Origin of the sequence: Bradyrhizobium japonicum USDA 6 (assembly GCF_000284375.1) — a bacterium.
GTDB classification, from domain to species: Bacteria; Pseudomonadota; Alphaproteobacteria; order Rhizobiales; family Xanthobacteraceae; genus Bradyrhizobium; species Bradyrhizobium japonicum.
Window position 1 is genome coordinate 12,070 of record NC_017249.1, and the last position, 19,356, is coordinate 31,425.

The following is a 19,356-nucleotide window of genomic DNA, read 5'->3' on the forward strand; positions in this document are numbered from 1 at the left end:
TCTTCGTTGCGGCCACTGCGGCCGCAAACTTCACGTTACCTACAGCGGTACGCACAGTACTGTCGGGCGGTATCATTGCCGCGGTAGCCAGATCAACCATGGTGGAGACCCGTGCATCTCATTAGGCGGTCTGCGCGCGGATCGCGCGATCAGCGCGGAGGTCATCGCGCGGCTGCAGCCGCTGGGTATACAGGCAGCGCTGGCGGCCATGGAAGCGCGCGGCTGTGAACACGCCGACAAGCTGCGTCAGCTCGAGTTGACTCTGGAGCAGGCACGCTACGAGGCAACTCGCGCTCCTCGGCGATACGAGGCTGTCGATTCGGACAATCGCCTTGTTGCCGGCGAGCTGGAGCGGCGCTGGAACGAACGCCTGGTCGCTGTCCGCGAGCTTGAGGGCAAGCGCGACACGTTGTTGGCTACGCCGGAGATGACGTTGAGCGACATCGATCGCGATCGGTTACTTGCGCTTGATTCCGAACTCAAGAGAGCTTGGGAAAGTCCGGGTGCAACAGCTGCGACGCGCAACAGGATCATCCGAAGCTTCATCAATGAGATCGTTGTGCGCATGCGCGACGAGGTGCTGGACTTGATTGTCCACTGGCATGGCGGCGATCACACGGCATTGCAGGTGAGGAGGAACCGCACCGGCGAGCACCGCGGCGGATGTGGTCGATCTCGTTCGTGTCCTCGCGCGTCAGATGCCCGACAGCATCATCGCCGCGGTTCTCAACCGCGCCAGTAGGTCGACAGGGCGTGGCAACAGTTGGGCCCGCGTCCGCGTCCGCGTTCGCAGTCTGCGCAACCAACACGCCATCGCGGCCTACCGAGAGGACGAGCGCGCCCAGCTGCGTTGAAAGTCAGTCCTTCGACGGCTCGCCGTCTGATCGAAGAACAGAGCTTGCCTGCGCAGCAGCTGTGCAAAGGCGCACCGTGGATGGTCAAAGCGGTTGATCTGGAACATCCCCAAGTCAAGGGCGCGGCGGTTCCGGCGGCCATCGTCTGGCGATCCGGGTCAAAAAGAAACTCAACTCCAAGGGGGTAGCGAGGTGGGCAGCATGAACCTGACTCGAGCGCGCGAGCAGCAGCACGTTCTCGCCGTTGGCGATCCAACGTGACGGCGGCCAGGTCGCGGATCTGCTTCGGTCGATCGACGGCTGCGTCTATGATCCTTGCGCACGACCTCGCGCTCGCACAGTAGGATCAGCGTCTCACGCGCCGACAGGTTCACGCGCGCCGTCTCGTCGGGCAGGTTGTCGAGCTGGTCGCGGATGCCGGAGAGCTGCGAGCGCGCCAGCATGGCCCCCAGCCAATCGATTGGTGCTTCGGTGACCTTCTTTGTACGCACCATCAGAAGCTCCCTCCGATCGTAGCTTCGTATTCGGCAAGAGGACGTAACAACGAGGGCAGTGGTGAAGGCGCCGGCACTGTCGGTGTCGCGGTTGCTGGTTGGCAGACCGCGCCATCGCGACAGGCAACCCCGTCGAGGTGGGCGAACTCGACGATCCGCAGCCGGCGATCCTCCGATTGCCTGTGACCGCAACCTCGCGCATGCCATGGTGGATGCGCACCTCGCCAGCCGCGACCGTCACCGCCACGCGCTCGCTGATCAGCCGCCAGGGTACCGTAGTTGTTCGTATCGATCTCGACAGCACAATCGTTGCCGACGACGCGGGCCAGTTCGCGCGGCGATCCGAGCGACGCCGAGCGGCTTCGACCGGTGTACCTCGTCACACGCAAAGCGAGTGATCGGCGCCACGCCCGTCGTGCCGTGGATACGTACGTTCGCCACCCCGCCCTCCCACTCGGCGAGATGCGTCTCGAATGCCTCCCAGCTCGCGAAGGAATGCCCCGCGATCACGCTCTTCTTCACGTAGCGGACGCCATTCTCCGTCTTGCCCTTTGTGCGCGCCCGATACGGTGCGCAGGCGCGAGGACGGAAGCCCCAATGCTTCGCGAACGTGATGAGCTTGTCGTCAAACTGAACCGACCGGCTCACCTGTCGTGGCGCACCACGAGCGCGCGTGGATTGTCCTTCAGCACTTCCTCCGGCAAGGTCGTGAATGCGCTCTCGAGCCCAGCGAACCAGTGCTCTTGCTTTTCGGCGCGGGTCGCCACGAACACAAATGCTTTGACCTTCGCCCCGCCGATATCGACCAGACGCTCGCCGAAGTCGATCTGTAGCTGCCGCCCCGGGGGCGTCTCGAACCGGGTCGTCGCCAGAGCTTCGGCCTTCAGTGCCTGGCGGTAGGGCTGCACGGCGCGTCGCAGCGTTCGCCGGCTGACCGCCAAGCCGTTTTCGGCCAACAGGTCGTGACGGACCGCATCCGCATTGCCGCGATGTCGAATGAACCTCTCGCGCAGCCAGCCTTCAAGGCCATGACCCGCTTCGCCCGCTCAGGCGACTTGAAGGCTTCACCCACCCGCGCCACGTAGTCCTTCACCGTCTGCAGCCCAGCTGGCGCGCAATCCGCTTCAGACCTCACCCACACACCCTCAGGTGCAACATCTCCGTCACGTCATCCGGCGTATTCATCACCTGCCCCTGTGAATTACTCCACGACAAGCCTTTGATTCGTTAGAGCTGGCCCCGCAAATTCGGACAGTAGCTTGAGTGGATTTTCTGCCTGACAGCGGCGAGGATTCTTGCTGCGAATCAGGAGCGAAGATGACGAAGAAGAGCCGCCGGACGCATTCTCCGGCATTCAAGGCGAAGGTTGCTTTGGCTGCGGTCAAAGGAGACAAGACACTGGCGGAGCTGGCGCAACTGTTTGATGTTCATCCGAACCAGATCACGATCTGGAAAAACCAGCTCCTGGAAGGCGCCGCCGGCGTGTTTGGGCATGACAAGACATCGGCCGAGACGCCGGTCGATTTGAAGGCGTTGCATGCCAAGATCGGCGAGCTGGCGTTGGAAAACGATTTTTTGTCCGGCGCGCTCACCAAGGCGGGCCTGCTGAGCGCAAAGCGATGATCGACCGCGGTCATGATCTTTCTATCGTGCGCCAGGCGAAGGTCCTGAAGCTGGCTCGCAGCACGGTCTACTATGAACCTCGGCCAGTTTCGGCCGAGGACCTTGCCTTGATGCGTCGGCTCGATGAGCTGCATCTCGATTATCCCTTCGCGGGAGCGCGTATGCTGCGATCGTTGCTGCGGCGGGAGGGGGTATACGCCGGTCGCCGCCACATCGCGACGCTGATGAAGCGCATGGGGATCGAGGCGGTCTATCGTCGCCCGAACACGAGCAAGCCGGCTCCGGGTCACAAGATCTACCCGTACCTGTTGCGCGGATTGAAGATCGAGCGGCCCGACCATGCGTGGGCAATGGACATCACCTACATTCCGATGCGGCGTGGCTTCGTCTATCTCGCGGCGGTCGTCGATGTGTTCAGCCGACGGGTCCTGGCCCATCGCGTCTCGATCACAATGGAGGCGGCCTTCTGCGTCCAAGCGGTCCAGGAGGCGTTGGCGAAGCACGGCAGGCCCGAGATTTTCAACACGGATCAGGGCAGCCAGTTCACCAGCCTCGAGTTCACCGATGTGCTGCTGGACGCGAAGATCGCCATCAGCATGGACGGCAAGGGCGCCTGGCGCGACAACGTGTTTGTCGAGCGGCTCTGGCGCACGGTCAAATACGAAGAAGTTTATCTCCGCGCCTACGACAGCGTGTCCGAGGCGCGAGCGTCAATTGCCAAGTATCTGGCCTTCTACAATCAGGGACGCCCTCACTCGAGCCTTGACGGGCGCACGCCCGACGAGGCTTACTTCGGCACGCAAGCTATGGTGATGGCCGCATGACCGTCGCCGACGATTTTGTCGTCGCTCTGGTCGGGCTACGCCCTCCCGACGCAACGACAAAATCGTAAAGCCCCGCGTTCAGCATAACCCGGCAGGAATCCACTTAAATCCAGCGGGGCGCTGTCCAAACAACCGGGGCCAGCTCTGTTCCTCGTTCATTCGCTCTCTCCTCGGCTATCCAAGGAGGGGGCAATTCCTCGTGACGTCGAGGGGGCAGTTTTCGATGGCGCGCGCGACAGCGAGCCGACTTTGTTGTATCAGTCTGGCTCTGCCCTTTGGCAGAGCCAGAAAGCCAAACAAGCTCGGCCGAAGCTGTCTCGATGGGAGAACTCCAGCCATCTTGGGACGTCAAACAGCACGCGCCATGTTCGATGCGGAGCGCGTTTTCGTACGATCGCTGTCGCTACTGTCGATCAGGTTGGCAGCAGCCATGTGCACTCCACGACAACATACTCCGGAATGCTGTCCAGCGAGGACTTGCCGACGGCCCGAATTTGACGCGTCTGAATGCCAACGGGCGATCGAAGCGATTACCCCTTCTGGGAGTAAAGAGTCGGAATTCGGTGGAGGAGCTCGCCCGGACCTCAACGACGAAAAATCAATGGGGCCGCGAGACGATGCAGTCCCGCGGCCTCGCCACCGGAATTTAGTGAAAAGACAGTTTAAGTATAAAATCCCTCAGCCGGTGTTCTTTCAAGTAGAACACCGTGTTCCAACACTTGCCAATCCGGACAGCTACGGGGAAACGCGTGCAACCGCAGACCAATGCGGCCGCGAGATCGATGAAGAAGCCGGTAAAATTACGGTTCGCCTGTCCTATTCGCCTGTCATAACGGGTGCCAAGCGTCGAAAGAGTGTATCAGCGAGCAGAAGCAGCGCTCGATGCTATGCGCTGTTTGTAGTCGTCGGCGTCGTGCGTAATGGTGATCCTGCAGGTGCCGTTTGAGCGTATCATTGCTGTTGCGCTGATTGCGCGATGTTCGTGCATAACTGCCGGTTGCCGAGGCCCGCTTCAGCGTACGGCTTCCGTTCGCTTAAACCATTTCCTCGGTAAGCCAATGTAGTAGCCGCGCATGCGAAGCTCTGCCTCTCATCTATTGATGTGTTTCGCAAGCGGAACACACCACCGACACGATTGATTATTGCCTCACGCATCTCACGCGCATCGCGTGACGGAGACTTCGCGACGACCGACCTAGTGCTGACGCCAGAGGCCGCCACGCCAGCGGCCGGATCGGTACTCGCGGCTCGTTGCTGGGAAGTCCGGCCTTCAGACCGGCGTGTCGTAGGTGATGGGATAACGCTCTGGAAACGGCCCTCCTGCGTAGTCAATCTCCGCGGCGGGACGGACGCCCCGGATTTGCAGGATGCGGCGAACGATTTCCGGAACTTGGATGCGGCTGATCTGGTCGCCGAGGCAGGTGTGCATCCCGTAGCCCAGATGCATGTAGACCGACTCCGGCCGGTCGATCGCGAAGCTGGACGGCGCCGGCAGTTGCAAGCCATCGCGCATCGCCGACCGGGTCGAGATCAGCACCGTGCTGCCGGCCTTGATTGTCGTCGCGCGCAGCGAGCCCTTGGCTATCCGGTAATCGGTCCGGCAGTGGCGCACCACGAACGGATTGATCGGGTTGAAGCGCAGCGCTTCCCAGCAATAGCGATACATCAGATGGTCGTTGTTGCTGCTGGCGACGTCGATGGCCTCCTTCAGGATCCTCGGGCGCTTGAACAACTCGTCGAGCAGCTGCACGATGGCCGCCGATGTGGTCTCAATCCCGCCGACCAGTGTGCCCATCATATTGGTAATAATGCGTTCGTCGGCGAAGCCGATCGAATCGTCAAAATGGCTATTCAGCAGGCGGCTGAACACGTCCTCGAGCGGCGCCCCATTTTTCAGCTGCTCGCGCCGCTGCGGGAGCAGTTGTGTCAGATAGGCGCGCATCTCCTGCCCAGCGTCAATGTTGTCCTGGTGCACCTTCGGATCTTTGTCCAGGTTGTGAAACATGTCATATTGCGTCGCGCGCGACCAGCGGAACATCGAGGCCAGATCGGGGCCGGGAAAGCCGAAATATTCTCGGGTCAGCTGAATGGGCACCAGGCGCGACAACGTGCTGACCACCTCGATCTGGTTCTGGGTATAGATCTGCTTTTCGACAGACGCATTGGCGAGGCTGCGCACCTTCTGGCGAATTGCCGGCAGATCCTCCATGCGCATGAAGGCGCGCATGATACCCTTGTCGCGCTGGTTTATTTCGGTGCAGTCGCGGCCGAGCATGAAGGGGCCGACCGAAGGGTCCATCATTGGCGCATAGGTGACGTTGAAGATGTCGGGGCGGCTCAGCGCTTCCTGCACGTCGGGGAAGCGGGTGATGAACACCGGCCCCGCGGCGCCCAACGCCAGGTTGGGCCTGACGCGCCGGATGAATGCGAACAATGCATCCGGATGTTTGGCGATCATCCATTTCAGGAACTTCGCCGCCGGCCCCTGTTTCTGTTCCGCCATTGCTGCCGCACCCTAACTCCGAAAAGCTTCGCCTGGTCGGTCGATCCGGGCTTCCGTCCACCTTTCCCCCTGCGGGAGCGAGATGGTCTTCGCTATTGCTCCAGTTGGAGCTGACCCAATCAATTTCAGATCGACTTGAGGAACTCGATGATTGCGTTGCGCTCCTCCGGAGACAGCGCAGGGCCAATGACGCCCTCATGCTTCTCGTTCGAGAATTCGTGGCCGGTATTGCGATTGGCGGGCCTCGACGTATCGATGATGAAGTAGCCCTTGCTGTCGTAGGTCCTGCCTTCAGGAGCGACCGTCCGTGTCACGATACCGACGCGGACAGGATCGAAGCTGGGCTCACCGAGCAGGAAGACTTGTGGGCGCTCCGCAACCGGGCTGAGCAGATCGTAGATCGTCGGCACCGAGCCGTTGTGCAGGAACGGCGCAGTCGCCCATACGCCGTTCAGCGGACGCGCCTTATAGCCGAAACCTGCCGCTAGACAGTTCGGCCGATCGCCTTCGATCTCCGCTTGGACCGTCCCGGTCGACCGAAGCCATTCGTCGATGCCGGATTGGACCACGGCGCCGAGCGCAAGCGCGTAGAGTTGCATCGCATGGTCCGAGAGGTGGATCGTATCCAGCGTGTTGTCAGCCTTCCGTTGGCAGACATCGATGTCGAGGCCGAGCCCTGGGCTGCTCTGGCCCGCCCTGGCCAGTTCGCTGCCGGCGGTGTCCACGGTGCGATTGCGCAGCACGTCGCCCTGGGCCGGATCGGTGCCGATATGGCTTTGCTTGATGATCTTGACGTTGAGTACGGATTCCCTCGTCTGCTTCTCCTGCCCATCGCGACCGCGCCAGCGGATAGGGCCGAAGTTCTTCCAGAACTCCGCGTCCGGGGCCTTGCCGTGCACGATGTCCGGCGTCAGCGCTGGAAGATGGCAGCCGCTGCAATGTTTGTCGTAGAGTTGGGCTCCCACGGCGGCCTTGGCTTTGTCGATCGCAGGAAAGCTGTCGGGCCAGGCTGGCGCATTCAGTCCGGTGAAGGCTTTCGCCACCAGCGGCAGGTCCTTTCCAGCGAGCTGTTGTTCGATCCAGTGCAGATTATCGAAGGGGATGCTGCTGGCAAAACGTCCCCCCTTGGGCGGGGCGGTGAGGTTGAGCTCCGCCGAAACCCCCATCGCCTCGCCGGCATTGCGCACCAATGGCTGCATAATCGAGCCGTCGTACTGCACCCAATCGAACCATGACGATGTCCAGATGTGCGGGTAGCTGACAGGGGCGTTGAGGTTGACGTAGTTGCCGTAGCGCTTGGGGTCGAGTGCGAACACCTGGTTGCCGATGCGATTGAGCGCATCGAGGCGGGTAAACCCTTCCGTGACGTCGATCCCAGCGGGCTGATCGATCAGAGCACCAAGTATTCCATCGAGCTCCTTGGACAGTTGGACGCGTGTAAGATCGCTGTACTCGGTTCCTAAAACGCGCTTCGCGAACCGCCCGAAGCGACCGTCGAAGAAGGGTAGCTTTGCCGACAAAGCGGTCTGTGCGAGCGCAGCGCGGAGCGCATTTGTCAATTGACCGAGATCGGTCACGGCGGGGCCGCCTTCAATGACATAGCGCTTCTCTTTGAAGATCAGTTGGCCGGTATGGCACGCGGCACAGGTCAATCCAACGGCAGTCTCCTTACGCGAAAGTCCGCGGATCGACTGAAACGGCGAATATGCAAAGCCGATCGGCAAACCGTACTCATTGTTCTCGCTTTCGGCAGACTCTATGAATCCAAACCGCAGTAAATAGCGGTTGTCAGAAAACCGTTCTCGTTTGAAAAAGGGGATAGCGAAAGGCGAGTTCAGCGGCGCTTCCAGGGCGAGAAACCATGACAGCGGGATCGGTAAGGTCTGCGTGCCCTGGGCTTTATGATGGAATCGATCGGCGTCTTCGGCGTTCCAGCCCTGATCGAGCGAAACCTGCTCGCTCGCGGAAACCGGTTCAGGGAGACCAGGCGGCGTCAGAGCTTCGATTGTCGCGCCAAGCTGGGAGCTGGTCATGACTGCGATCAAAGCAATGACCACGATGATCGCCAGAAGAACAAGAAAGCGTCGCCACCAAAGGCGCCGAATTGCGCTGGTAACTGTCGACATGGCTCCCCCGTGTCAGCGAACGGCCTCCAGCAGAGAGCCGTGCAAACAGTAATACTACAACTACATGATCTTGTAGGCTTACCCCTGCTGTTGACGTCCTTGAGACGCGATCACTATTCTTTCTGACGTCACAATCGGTGGTCTGTGGAATGGGCGAACTTGACCGCATAACAAGAACATCTAGAGCGTTCGGACGAGCTCTTGTTCGAGCCGCCATCCCATCCTCGCGATCGAATTTGCAGTGACGTTGGGTCCGCTGTGGGAGATCGGGGGGCTGTAATCCGCGGGAACGCGAGCGAACGGAATTGGCCGGGCGCCTGAGGGCAATAGGCTCGCACTCGGAGATCAGGACTCCGTAGGGCGCAATGACCATGAGCATACATCCGGCCACGCCGATCACGATGATGCAGACGGCGAATTCGAGCCAAGCAACGCGGCTACCATTTAACGGCTTCGTTTGGCAAGCACGATGACGGCGCGGCTGACCTGAATTAGCAGCATCGGCGTCAGGCTGTAGCCCGCGACAATGCTCCACATCGTGAGCGTCGGTGGCAGACGTGGAAGACCTCTGTCATCGGCGGCCAGTAGAGAGGGACTGCGAGCAGAGGGCCGTACAGGCCGAGCGCAGCCAGACCCATGGATTGCGCGTGAACTCGTTGAAAACGGTACCGGAGCGGCTGCTGCGCATGGCGACGACGCGCCAGAGTTGTGCGAATGCGACGGCGAGGAATGTGGTGGTGACTATGGCCTCGCCCGTCCAGCCGGGCCGAAACCGCCAGTGTCCCCGCGGTTCTCGCGCTTACGAAGGAAGGCCTCATATCCCTCCGGGTCAACCTCCTTCAGGCGGTTCAGCGCGCGCTTAGCTTCCAGATCGGCGGACTTGCTATGACGCTGTTTGATCTTTTTACTTTTGCTTCCATCTCTGCGAGCTGTCCCGTTGCTGTTGGTACACTCTCGGGTATTGTCTCGAGCTTCGCGCTTGGTCGCGTCTCTTCGAGGCCTTCGACGCACCGATTGGGATGACGAGATGCTGCGGCTCGAATTGAACGACCTTCTCGAAGGTGGGTTTGAGCCGCTCGACGATCTGCACGAGGCCGTCCAGGCGCTGCTCGACCATCCGCGGCGGCGGCGGCGGCGGCTCCGGCGGCCTGCTGCCCGCAGGGCTGATCCAAGCGACCAAGTTTGCATCGTCGCTGTTGAAATGGTTGAAGTCGAGTCGACGTCAGCATCGTCACCTCCGGAGACGTCGGCGTCGCGGCACCGGAAGCTCTGGCAGTATTCCGAGAACGGCACGATCCCCGGCACCGACGACACCTAGCAAGGGATCGACTGCATGGCCCATCCTTCCGCGCAAACGCTCGGGTACCCACGCTAGTAGCCGTGTGCGAGCAGTAACGCCGTCGTGGTCTAGTCATCTGGAACGGAAGTTCGTGACATTAGTTGATCGCTCGGATCTCTAGAGAGGAGAGCGCTCGTGGCGAATGCAGGTGTGAAAGGCCGGCCGATCGCGCCGTTGGTGCTGAGTTCGCAGGAGCGGGCGTACTTGGAGAGGCAAGTTCGTCGTCATCGTGTAGCCCGATCGCTATCTGAGCGATGCCGCGCGATCCTGCGGTGTGCAGATGGTCTGCCAAGCAAGTCTGTGGCTGCCGAACTTGGCATCCATGAACACACCGTCGGCAAGTGGCGCCGCCGATTCTTGAAGGATCGTTGTGATGGCCTGCTTGACGAAGCCCGCCCGGGCCGCCCTCGAACCATCGACGATGATCAGGTTGCCGAGGTAATCGAGCGGACATTGCGTACGACGCCGCCCGACGCAACGCACTGGTCGATCCGCTCGATGGCTGCGGATACTGGCTTTTCTCACACCACGATCCGCCGAATGTGGACGGCGTTCGGCTTGCAGCCGCACCGCAGCCAGACATTTAAACTATCGAGCGATCCGCTATTCGTCGATAAGGTGCGCGATATTGTCGGGCTTTATCTGTCGCCGCCTAACCGAGCCGTTGTCCTCAGTGTCGATGAGAAAAGCCAGATCCAGGCACTCGATCGCGAGCAGCCGGTCTTGCCGATGATGCCTGGGGTGCCGGAACGTCGCACGCATAGCTATGTGCGGCATGGTACGACCACGCTGTTTGCCGCGCTCGATGTCGCTTCCGGCTTCGTCATTGGCAAATGCTACAAGCGCCATCGGGCGCTCGAGTTCTTGAAGTTTCTCAAAGAGATCGACGCTCAAATCCCTGAGGGGCTCGCTGTCCATATCGTCATGGACAACTACGCTACCCACAAGACCCCCAAGATTAAAGCGTGGCTCGCTCGCCGGCCGCACTATCATGTCCACTTCACGCCGACTTCCGCGTCGTGGATCAATCAGATCGAGCGCTGGTTCGCTGAACTCACCAGAAAGCAGATCCGGCGAGGTGTTCACACCTCCGTCAGGCAGCTCGAAGCCGACATCCGTACCTTCATCGAATTGCACAACAACAACCCGAAGCCCTTCAAATGGACCAAGTCCGCAGACCAGATCTTGGCTTCCGTCAAACGCTTTTGCCACAAAGCCCAGCAGACTCTATGTGGCGAACTTTAGATTCATGTGACTAGCTGCTGTTGTTAGTTGGTAAACTCACCGCCGTTTGTCGTGCTGGTGATTGCAACGCCGTTAACGCATGTTGTCAACAGCCGTTAACGTAAGCGGATCAACTTTCCGGACACGATGCAACCGCAGGCATAAATACACGTTCGTCTGCCTATTTTATAAGGCAGGCCGATCGTCGCAGCCAAAAACCTTTCCGAACATCGAATAGCGGCGAACAAGCGTAAACATCGACACGCACTGCTTTTGGCGACAATCAAAACGACCATCGACTCGTGCTCGTGACGATGACGAACGATGGTCAATCAAGCCACATCGGCATGGGATTCTGAGGAGGTGTCGCTTCTGCAATGCATGTGGAGCGCGGGCCACTCGGTGTCTGCGAGGGGTGGCGATGCGTATCTCGCAACGCCATCATCGGCAAGGTCAAGCGCATGAGAGCTCGCCGAGGCCAAGCAACGCAACAGGGACAAACGACGGCAAAGTCAGCAGCAGTCGCTATCGACTTTGATCCGGCGCTCGTGCAGGAGATGCTCGCCAAGATCGATGGCTATCACGCCGATCTCGCATCCGAACGCGGTTCGTCGATGGCGCGGTGTCGCAACATCCGCGATGTCGATCAGCAACGTCTACAAGGAAGTCAAAGCGCGGAGCTCATCGGCAACCCAACCATCGGCCGTCGCCCCGCGCGAGGGCAAGCGCCTCGAACAGCCGCGGCAGCCGCTGACAGAGCACGGAGCGGTTGTCGCGGCAGGCCTTGTGGCCCAAGGCGCAAGCAATCCAGCTCTTGCAGACGCCGGTCGGGCCGATGATGAGCAGGTTCTGATGCCGGTCGATCCACTCGCCGGCGACGAGCTTTTGGAACAGCGGCTTGTCGAGCCCGCGCGGCGCCTTCATGTCGATAGTCGATCCAGTCCCAATTGATCTTGCCGGCGTGCTGAACCAGTTCGTGCTCCATGTTGATGACCTGCTTGAGCCTGGCCCGGAACAGATCACCTTCGTCCGTCGCCTTCGGCTTCTTCGGTCGCATCGGCTCCTCCCGATACGAGCGCCGAATCATGCCGTGCGATTCGAGGGAATCTCAAACTGCAAATTGCAGGTTCCGAGCTACCGCACTGTCAAAGCCTGCAATCACAAAATCGCCGCAGCCGAAAAACAACGACTCCAGATCAGCCCCTTACCTGTTCTTCACGGACGACTAAGGAGGCACGGATGAATCGATCCATGAGTCAAAAACCAGGCGCACGCTTTACCGAGAAGCAGGGCCATTATCTGGCGTTCATCTATACCTATTCGCACATGTCCGGACGGCCACCCGCCGAATCCTGCATCCCCAGAAGCATCGAAGTCCTTGTGCCGCCAGAAAACTTGCCTATCCTAAGCTGGCCGGTATCAAACCATCAAGATCACTGTGACGAGCCACTAGCTAGTTTCGCCCTCACCTCGTGGCAAGAGGTTAATCGGATGCGTGTGGCGAGAATAACATCAAGCCGAAAGAACACCGAATTCCAGAGTACGCCTAAAGGTTGCCTGGAAGATCGGCGCGAACGTTTGATCCGCGCCTTGGCGAGTCCGAGCCGTCACGGCGCAGGACAGCGCTTCTCTATCCGAGCGAAGCCGCAGCGTCCGCTGCCTTAATCACCTCAGGTGATATTTATTGAGTAGTTCGCCAAGCTCAGTCGCTTCAATCTTTTTTAGAATGAGCTCGCGCAGGAACGCAGGTCCCGGGATCTCAATTTCATTGCCGTCGCGCAGTCTACCCATTGCTGCAAGCAGCTTGCGAATATCATAGGTCGAGTTGAATACCTCGGGCACGCCACGTTCAATCTTGAGGAGGATATACACGGCTTCCATCGCGGTCCGAACGGAGTATTCCGTCGTGAAGATACAATCCCGTTCACCCGACTCCGCGAACTGGCCGATGAAGGCGAAATTGACCGCATCTTTCGGCACAACATCTGGCCGGTCGCCCGCCTGCCGCGGCATGAAGAAGGAAGTGACGTAGGGCATCATCACCGGGACCGTCTTGGCGGCCCCAGCGGCGAGTTCCGGTATACTCGCAACCGGCACACCGAGGTGATAAAGCCATTCTTGCGTGATTTCCTCGCCCGTACAATCTTGCATCGGTTTCCTCACGTAGTCGCCGGCTTTATCGACGAATAGCGAATAGACCCAGACGACGACTTGATCGCTGGGCTGGCGCTTGAAATGCGGCTGGCGATTTGTGGTCCAACTGAGCAACCAGCTCGAATCTTTCACCGTAACGATGCCTCCTGTGACAACCTTGCCGCTGAACGGATCGCGTTTGGCGATCTTGCGGATGTATGCTGGAATGCGTTTGTCCAGGGTCGTGATCGTCGCCGATTCCCATTTGCTTGCAGGAATATTGCCGCAAAAGACATTTGGGCGTCCAAAGGCCGCATCTTTGGCCGCAATACGCCGCCACAGATCCCAGGCGGGCGCCGGTCCTTCGTTGAGCCTGGCGGCCGTGTGATGGTCCCCCATGTCCGAGTTTTCGGTCAGCGACCCGATCGTCATGAAAACAAGATCGTCGGCGCCAATAATGAGACTGCCCTCAATGCCATTCTCCAGCCAGCGGATGGCTGTGGCTTGCTTGCGGCCACGCTTTATGTCGAAATCGATATCGGTGACTCCGACCCCGTAGCGAAAGTTGACGCCTTGCGCCAACAGCCATTTGGATAACGGCAGAACGAGCGATTCATATTGATTGTATTTGGTAAACTTCAGCGTACTGAAATCCGGCAGGCCGCCGATATGGTGGATGAATCGATGCAGATAAAGTTTCATCTCGAGGGCTGAATGCCATTCTTCAAAGGCGAACATGGTCCGCCAATAGAGCCAGAAATTGCTGTTGAAGAAATCTCTTCCGAACACTTCGTCGATGCGCTTGGTCTCCATCTGCTTACGAGTGGCAAGAAAAAGGGCAATCAGCTCTTTCTGGGCCTGTTCGCTCAGTGTGAAGAGGCCATCGGTATGGGCATCCTGCCCCTGCTTCACCGTCGCCCGCCGTAGTGTGTAGTTCGGATCATCCTTGTTCAGCCAGTAAAACTCATCGAGCACGCTGGCGCCTTCAAGTTCGAGCGATGGGATCGAACGAAACAGATCCCAGAGACACTCGAAATGATCCTCCATCTCTCTACCACCTCGAATCACGAATCCCCTTTCCGGATCCTGACAACCGTCCAACGCGCCCCCGGAACCGTCTGTCGTTCGAGGATGGTGATACGGTCGCCACGCAACTGCCCGTCGCGGATCAAGAAGGCCGCGCCGGAGAGCGCAGCCAACCCCGAACCAACGAACCATGCTGTCTTGCTATCCACGCCGGCGGGTTTGCGGGGCCGAGCAAAAGCTTCGTAATTTCCACTGGTGTAATACATCGCGACATTCGATCTCGTTTGATGTGACAATCCGTCCGCTGATAGTCAGAAGATGTTTTCGACCGCCTGACCCTTCTGCGGGACGCCGATCGTCAGACCGCCATCGACGACGATTTCGGAGCCGGTAAGATAAGAGGACTCGTCGCTAAGCAGGAACAAGACTGCCTGTGACACTTCCTGCGGCTCGGCTGGCCGCGCGAGCGGAATTGGAAAACTGGAAAGATCGATGTTCTCTGTCATCCGAGTGTTGATGAAGCCCGGATGGATAGAGTTTATGCGAACGCCGGACGCGGCGGCCTCCAAGGCAGCGGACTTCGTTATGCCCCGCACGCCGAACTTGGAAGCAACATAGGCGTGAAGCCCAGGACTACCCCTCATCCCCTCGACCGACGAGATGTTGACGATCGAGCCTCCGCCCGCGCGGCGCATCGCAGGTAGGGCAGTCTGCATTCCCAAGAATACACCGGTGAGATTGACAGCCAGGGTCTTCTCCCACTGCTCGAGCGGGAACCGCTCGATGGGAGCCATACTCGCTATGCCTGCATTGTTGACGAGGCCGTGCACCGCGCCGAACTTGCCCTCCGCAGCCGCAATCGCCTGGCACCATTCCCCTGGCTGAGCGACGTCTTGACGCACATAGATCGCGGATGGGCCAAGTTCGGCCGCGAAAGTCGCTCCTTCATTGTCAAGAATATCGGTGATCACGACTTTCGCGCCCTCGGCTACCAGCAGGCGCGCATGAGCGGCCCCCATCCCTTGAGCCCCGCCGGTTACCAAAATGACTTTTTCGCTCACACGTCCCATAACTCTTGGTTCCCTCGATCAGTGGCGGTGCAGGGGTTTTCAGCATCAAAAAGGATGACGGGCGTGTTGATCAAAATGGTTGAGAACGAGCATTGAAAGTCGGGCAAGCCAAGAGTTGCGGTCTGCACCACGCCCCGGACTCTTGGCGATCTGCCCTCTGCTACGTATCATCTTTGATTCCCAAAGCCTGTGCGCAGTACCCGTGTAAATTGGCGCTAAAGCACTTCGATAACGATTTCACGTCGCGAACATGCTTCCGCCGCTCAGGCGTTAGCCATCCTTTGGATTATTGCATTGGCTTTGCCGAACTACCCCGCCTTCTAGACGCCGACAATTTGCGACCGAATTTCCTCCGGTTTCGGAGATAGGATCGGTACCCGCGAGCGGAGCGATACCGGTGCCGAACGGTGCTGAGCTCCTTGTGGATCGAAAAGTGGGGCGCAGAACGCATGAGGTTCTCCTTAGTCTTGCGAATTGGAGTATCCATTCCGTGCAATCGGCGCGCCGAGACTCTGATGGGAAGTCAGCCTCACGTGACTCTTGCACAGGCGCCGGAGGTCTTCCGACTCTCCACCGAGACGGCGATGTCAGGGCCTGCGTTTTCGACCATGCGCAGCGACAATGTTACGCTGATCTGGTTTAATCGAGGCTGTTGCGAAAACTCGTGAGAGAGCCTCATCGACTTTCTGTCCGGATACTTGATCATGTCGGGCTTTCGACATCGCGTCGTCAATCGGACAAGCGAGGAAGGCAACAGAACAAGGGTCGAAAGTTGTCGGGTCACTCGTACCCAATTTGACGTCAGCCAGTGAGCCGTATAAACCGCACGAGGTGCCTGGCATCGACGTTGCATAACGACTGATAGACAAATAGGAATCACCCACTCGCCTTGACGTCATCATCGGTGAGCAGGCTCCGCCGGAATGGATGCACAATCAGGCGCATCCGGCAGCACAGGACAGCTGCCGGCTTCTAGAATGGAAAAGGTCAAGCGTGTCGGATGTTTTCGGATCGTTTAATCCGGCGGATTGAGGTGCAAGGCGCAGAAACGGCACTGCGGCCTCGCGTAGCGAAGATCGCTATCACCGGATCGATGTGCCGCACGGACTACCGAACCCACATCGCTGCCAGCGCAGTACAGTCGCTTCAGGGGCGCTTCAACAACCGGAGAGGCGCGGTGAGATGAATAGCTCAATCTCCAACCGCGCGAATTGTTCTGAGATCAAGGAGGATGCGATGCCCGACGTCAAAGGCATTCCGCTTGATGCGCCTCTTTACCATGGGGGCAAAAATCGTGGCGGTGCGTTTCTCGGCTGCCAAGCCATAAACCTTATGTTCAGCGTGGGGCACGAGGCGAATTGTTTATTGCCGAAGGAACTAGCACCTGCAGCAAACCCTGCAATCGCCATTGTGGGGGTCGCGAGCTATCGCTCAAGCACTGTCGGGCCATACTTGGAGTGCTATTCAGGAATTCAAGTTCGTGATCCCGACGGCGAGACTGGCTACTACATCCCTTACATTTACGTGACGGTAAATGATGCAGCTCTCGCCTCGGGACGAGAGGTTCTTGGTGCTCCAAAAAAGCTGGCGCACATTAGACTGATCAGAGAAGGCGGTCTAATTCAGGGTACGCTCGAGCGTCCGAAAGGCAAGCGCCTGCTGACCCTTACCGCTCAACCAGACGAGCGCATGAGCTCGGATTCGCGGCAGATGTATTCTGCGCGGACGAATTTCTACTCGGTTCGGCAGCTGCCGCCCATCATTGAGTCCGGGAAGGGAGAGGTCACGCAACTCGTCAAATGGTGTACGGACCGAACGTTGCGACGCGACGAGCGTGGCGAAGAAGTTCTATTTACTGGACCAACCTCCCTAACTTACGACTCCCCCTCGATTATCGATCCCGTGCACAACTTGACAGTTGGCCAAGCCCTGCTCGGCACATACGAGGAGTATGACGCAAGGCTCGAGGCCATTGATATCCTTTCGGAGGAATCAAACCCGGTAAACGATGATCGACGAGCTTGAAGAATTCATCCAATCCTAAATTGCTGCCAGCGCTGTCGGTTTGCCAGCTGACGGGCGGTATGTGGGGTTCACCTCCCCGGCGACTCATTCTGGAAGATGGTCGACAAGGCCGGCTTCAAGACCCACGTCTACAACAAGAATAGCGGCAATAAGGAGAAGAAGGCCGACGTGGCGATCGCCACAGCCATGATGGATGGGCGTTCAACATCATCGACAAGGACAACGACGATATCCTGCTGGTTGCCTCGTCAGAAGCAGACGAAAGAGCTGCGCCGGACATGTCGGCTACGGGCCCAAAAGCGCAAACCCGCATTTCTCTGCAGCTCGCTTCGCCCGCCGCAACGTGCTTTCAAGAAAAACGACATAGCAGTTGACTCTTTCTGAATACACTTTCCGATGGCGCGGACTTGATGATGCGCCTAAATGGTTTGCGATGCGCAATACAGCGCGGCGCGATATAGCCGCGGGGAGGCAACATGGGGAACACCCTTGTTGTACACGCGAAACGTCTGCCTCAGTCGCAGAAAGCGCGACGGGCGGCGCAGTATGTCCGCATGTCGACGGATTACCAGCAATACTCGATTGAGAATCAGGCAGTGGTCATCGCGACCTACGCCGAACTTCACAAGCTAACCATCGTCCACACCTATCGTGACGAGGGAGAAAGCGGCCTCAGAATCGAAAACCGGGGGGGCCTTACCGAACTGGTTGAAGACGTGCAATCGGGACGCGCTGACTTCGCTCATCTGCTTGTCTTCGACGTGAGCCGATGGGGACGCTTTCAGGACGTTGACGAGAGCGCGCACTACGAGTTCATCTGCCGCAGGGCGGGCGTCGAGGTTGCTTATTGCGCGGAGCAATTCGACAATGACGGAAGCCTTCTCGCCAGCATCATGAAGAATATTAAGAGAGTGATGGCGGCTGAGTTCAGTCGGGAACTCTCCGCCAAAGTTTTCGCAGGGTCAGTCCGGCTGACGCATCGCGGCTTCAAAATGGGCGGCCCTACGGCTTACGCGTTCCAACGACGTCTCGTCGACGATCAATGCAGACCGAAGGGCATTTTAACGATCGGCCAGCGCAAATCTTTGCTTACCGACCATGTCAAGCTCATCCCCGGTGCGCCCGATCAAGTCGAGATCGTGAATTGGATTCTCCACGAATATCTCCGTCACAAATCGCAGGCCACCATTGCCCGAGAGCTCAACCAGCGAGGGATCTTGAATAGCCAGGGAAGACCGTGGCTTGGAAAGGCTGTCGGTGACCTCCTCCGGAACGAAGCTTATATCGGCGTTCTGACCTACAATCGCAAAAGCAGAAAACTTGGCGCCAAGGTGACGCGCAACCCAAGGGAGCTCTGGATCAGAAAAGAGAATGCCATCGAACCTATCGTCCATCGCGACGCATTCCGGCGCGCGCAAAAGATTATGGGTGAGGGGCGCGTCAGCATTCCCGAAGAGGAAATGTTGCTTCGGCTCCGTAAGGTCCTGATGAAGAAAGGCAAGCTTAGTAAGACGATTATCAATTCAAGTCCGGGACTGCCGTCCATGTCATCGTATGTTTTGCACTTCGGCGCGCTGCGGAACATCTACCGTCTTATTGGGTACAACGGCAATCAAGAATGGTTTGACAAATACGCGTCGCACCAACGGTGGGCCGCCCTTCAGCTTAGCAATGCTGCTCGCCTTCGAGACGCCTTCGAGAGACTTGGTCGCAGTGCCACCCTCAATGCTTCGACTGAATGTCTTCGAATCGACAATGTCGTGAATGTCGTCTTTCGGGTCGCGAGATGCCGCAACTATGAAAACCGGCCCTTGCGCTGGACGCTGCAATACCGCGTGAGGTGGCCGAAGGGATGGGTTGTCGCGGTTCGGCTGGACGAGAAGAACGAAGCGATCTTCGACTATGTCTTGATGCCCTCGGCGTGGCTCACCTTCAGTCGTCGCATGTTCTGGTTCTCAAAGGAAGTCTATAAGGGCCGCACCATAAACCGATTTGACACGTTCGAAGCGCTGTCACGCTTCCTCATCGAATGCGTCGGCAAGGAAAAGCCTTCGTGAGTCTAACACCGCAGATGAAGAAGCCGTTGAAGGCGGCAACTCGCCACGCGACATCGCA

Annotated in this window: 13 protein-coding genes and 3 pseudogenes; 8 read left to right on the top strand and 8 right to left on the bottom strand. The window is 58.7% G+C overall.

What is annotated here, in order from left to right; genetic code table 11:
• The first annotated feature begins 208 nt into the window (after positions 1–208).
• Positions 209–742, top strand: a complete 534-nt coding sequence (locus tag BJ6T_RS00070) for a transposase (protein ID WP_011082845.1) — start codon at positions 209–211, stop codon at positions 740–742.
• Between the two features lie 282 nt (positions 743–1,024).
• On the opposite strand, the gene BJ6T_RS48060 is transcribed toward BJ6T_RS00070, so the two are convergent.
• The 3 genes and pseudogenes from BJ6T_RS48060 to BJ6T_RS45100 form a co-directional block, all read right to left on the bottom strand.
• Entirely contained in the window at positions 1,025–1,348 is a 324-nt protein-coding gene (locus tag BJ6T_RS48060) for an ATP-binding protein (protein WP_014490252.1), read from the bottom strand.
• A pseudogene (locus tag BJ6T_RS49870) lies at positions 1,348–1,969 on the bottom strand (Mu transposase domain-containing protein); the annotation flags it as partial. The gene BJ6T_RS48060 and the pseudogene BJ6T_RS49870, both read right to left, overlap by 1 nt.
• Before the next feature lie 23 nt (positions 1,970–1,992).
• Complete coding sequence (locus tag BJ6T_RS45100) at positions 1,993–2,304, bottom strand: hypothetical protein (protein WP_014490253.1); 312 nt, start codon at positions 2,302–2,304, stop codon at positions 1,993–1,995.
• 361 nt (positions 2,305–2,665) lie between these two features.
• On the opposite strand from BJ6T_RS45100, the gene BJ6T_RS00085 reads away from it, so the two are divergent.
• Positions 2,666–3,795, top strand: a protein-coding gene (locus tag BJ6T_RS00085) for an IS3-like element ISRj2 family transposase (RefSeq protein ID WP_085967575.1) whose coding sequence is annotated in 2 segments (ribosomal slippage) — positions 2,666–2,918 and positions 2,918–3,795 — 1,131 coding nt in all. Because the reading frame shifts where the segments join, the coding sequence is not laid out codon by codon here.
• 1,270 nt (positions 3,796–5,065) lie between these two features.
• On the opposite strand, the gene BJ6T_RS00090 is transcribed toward BJ6T_RS00085, so the two are convergent.
• Together BJ6T_RS00090 and BJ6T_RS00095 are read right to left on the bottom strand one after the other, a co-directional pair.
• Positions 5,066–6,298, bottom strand: a complete 1,233-nt coding sequence (locus BJ6T_RS00090; RefSeq protein ID WP_011082852.1) for a cytochrome P450 — start codon at positions 6,296–6,298, stop codon at positions 5,066–5,068.
• A gap of 125 nt (positions 6,299–6,423) precedes the next feature.
• Positions 6,424–8,424: a c-type cytochrome gene (locus BJ6T_RS00095; RefSeq protein ID WP_011082853.1), complete on the bottom strand. Its 2,001-nt coding sequence runs from the start codon at positions 8,422–8,424 to the stop codon at positions 6,424–6,426.
• A 1,027-nt stretch (positions 8,425–9,451) separates the two neighbouring features.
• Here BJ6T_RS00095 and BJ6T_RS00100 point away from each other — a divergent pair.
• Positions 9,452–9,742, top strand: a complete 291-nt coding sequence (locus tag BJ6T_RS00100; protein WP_011082854.1) for a hypothetical protein — start codon at positions 9,452–9,454, stop codon at positions 9,740–9,742.
• A gap of 156 nt (positions 9,743–9,898) precedes the next feature.
• A complete protein-coding gene (locus tag BJ6T_RS00105; RefSeq protein ID WP_011085265.1) occupies positions 9,899–11,008 on the top strand; it encodes an IS630-like element ISBj5 family transposase in 1,110 nt (369 codons plus the stop codon).
• A gap of 675 nt (positions 11,009–11,683) precedes the next feature.
• Here BJ6T_RS00105 and BJ6T_RS00110 read toward each other — a convergent pair.
• A pseudogene (locus BJ6T_RS00110) lies at positions 11,684–11,908 on the bottom strand (ATP-binding protein); the annotation flags it as partial.
• A 318-nt stretch (positions 11,909–12,226) separates the two neighbouring features.
• Between BJ6T_RS00110 and BJ6T_RS48070 the strand changes: the two are divergent.
• Positions 12,227–12,652, top strand: coding sequence for a hypothetical protein (locus BJ6T_RS48070; RefSeq protein WP_223153801.1), 426 nt, complete (start codon positions 12,227–12,229; stop codon positions 12,650–12,652).
• Here BJ6T_RS48070 and BJ6T_RS00115 read toward each other — a convergent pair.
• Both BJ6T_RS00115 and BJ6T_RS00125 read right to left on the bottom strand, forming a co-directional pair.
• Positions 12,653–14,412 (bottom strand): annotated as a pseudogene (locus BJ6T_RS00115) (oleate hydratase).
• A gap of 45 nt (positions 14,413–14,457) precedes the next feature.
• Positions 14,458–15,216: a glucose 1-dehydrogenase gene (locus BJ6T_RS00125; protein WP_011082858.1), complete on the bottom strand. Its 759-nt coding sequence runs from the start codon at positions 15,214–15,216 to the stop codon at positions 14,458–14,460.
• A 1,182-nt stretch (positions 15,217–16,398) separates the two neighbouring features.
• Between BJ6T_RS00125 and BJ6T_RS00130 the strand changes: the two genes are divergently transcribed.
• The 3 genes from BJ6T_RS00130 to BJ6T_RS00135 all read left to right on the top strand — a co-directional run bounded on the left by BJ6T_RS00130 (position 16,399) and on the right by BJ6T_RS00135 (position 19,298).
• On the top strand, positions 16,399–17,241 hold the full coding sequence (locus tag BJ6T_RS00130) for an acetoacetate decarboxylase family protein (protein WP_011082860.1): 843 nt from the start codon (positions 16,399–16,401) through the stop codon (positions 17,239–17,241).
• A gap of 96 nt (positions 17,242–17,337) precedes the next feature.
• The gene (locus BJ6T_RS42940; RefSeq protein WP_011082861.1) at positions 17,338–17,625 is read left to right on the top strand and encodes a hypothetical protein; all 288 of its coding nucleotides are present in this window, start codon (positions 17,338–17,340) and stop codon (positions 17,623–17,625) included.
• A 92-nt stretch (positions 17,626–17,717) separates the two neighbouring features.
• Positions 17,718–19,298: a recombinase family protein gene (locus BJ6T_RS00135; protein ID WP_011082862.1), complete on the top strand. Its 1,581-nt coding sequence runs from the start codon at positions 17,718–17,720 to the stop codon at positions 19,296–19,298.
• Positions 19,299–19,356: the final 58 nt, after the last annotated feature.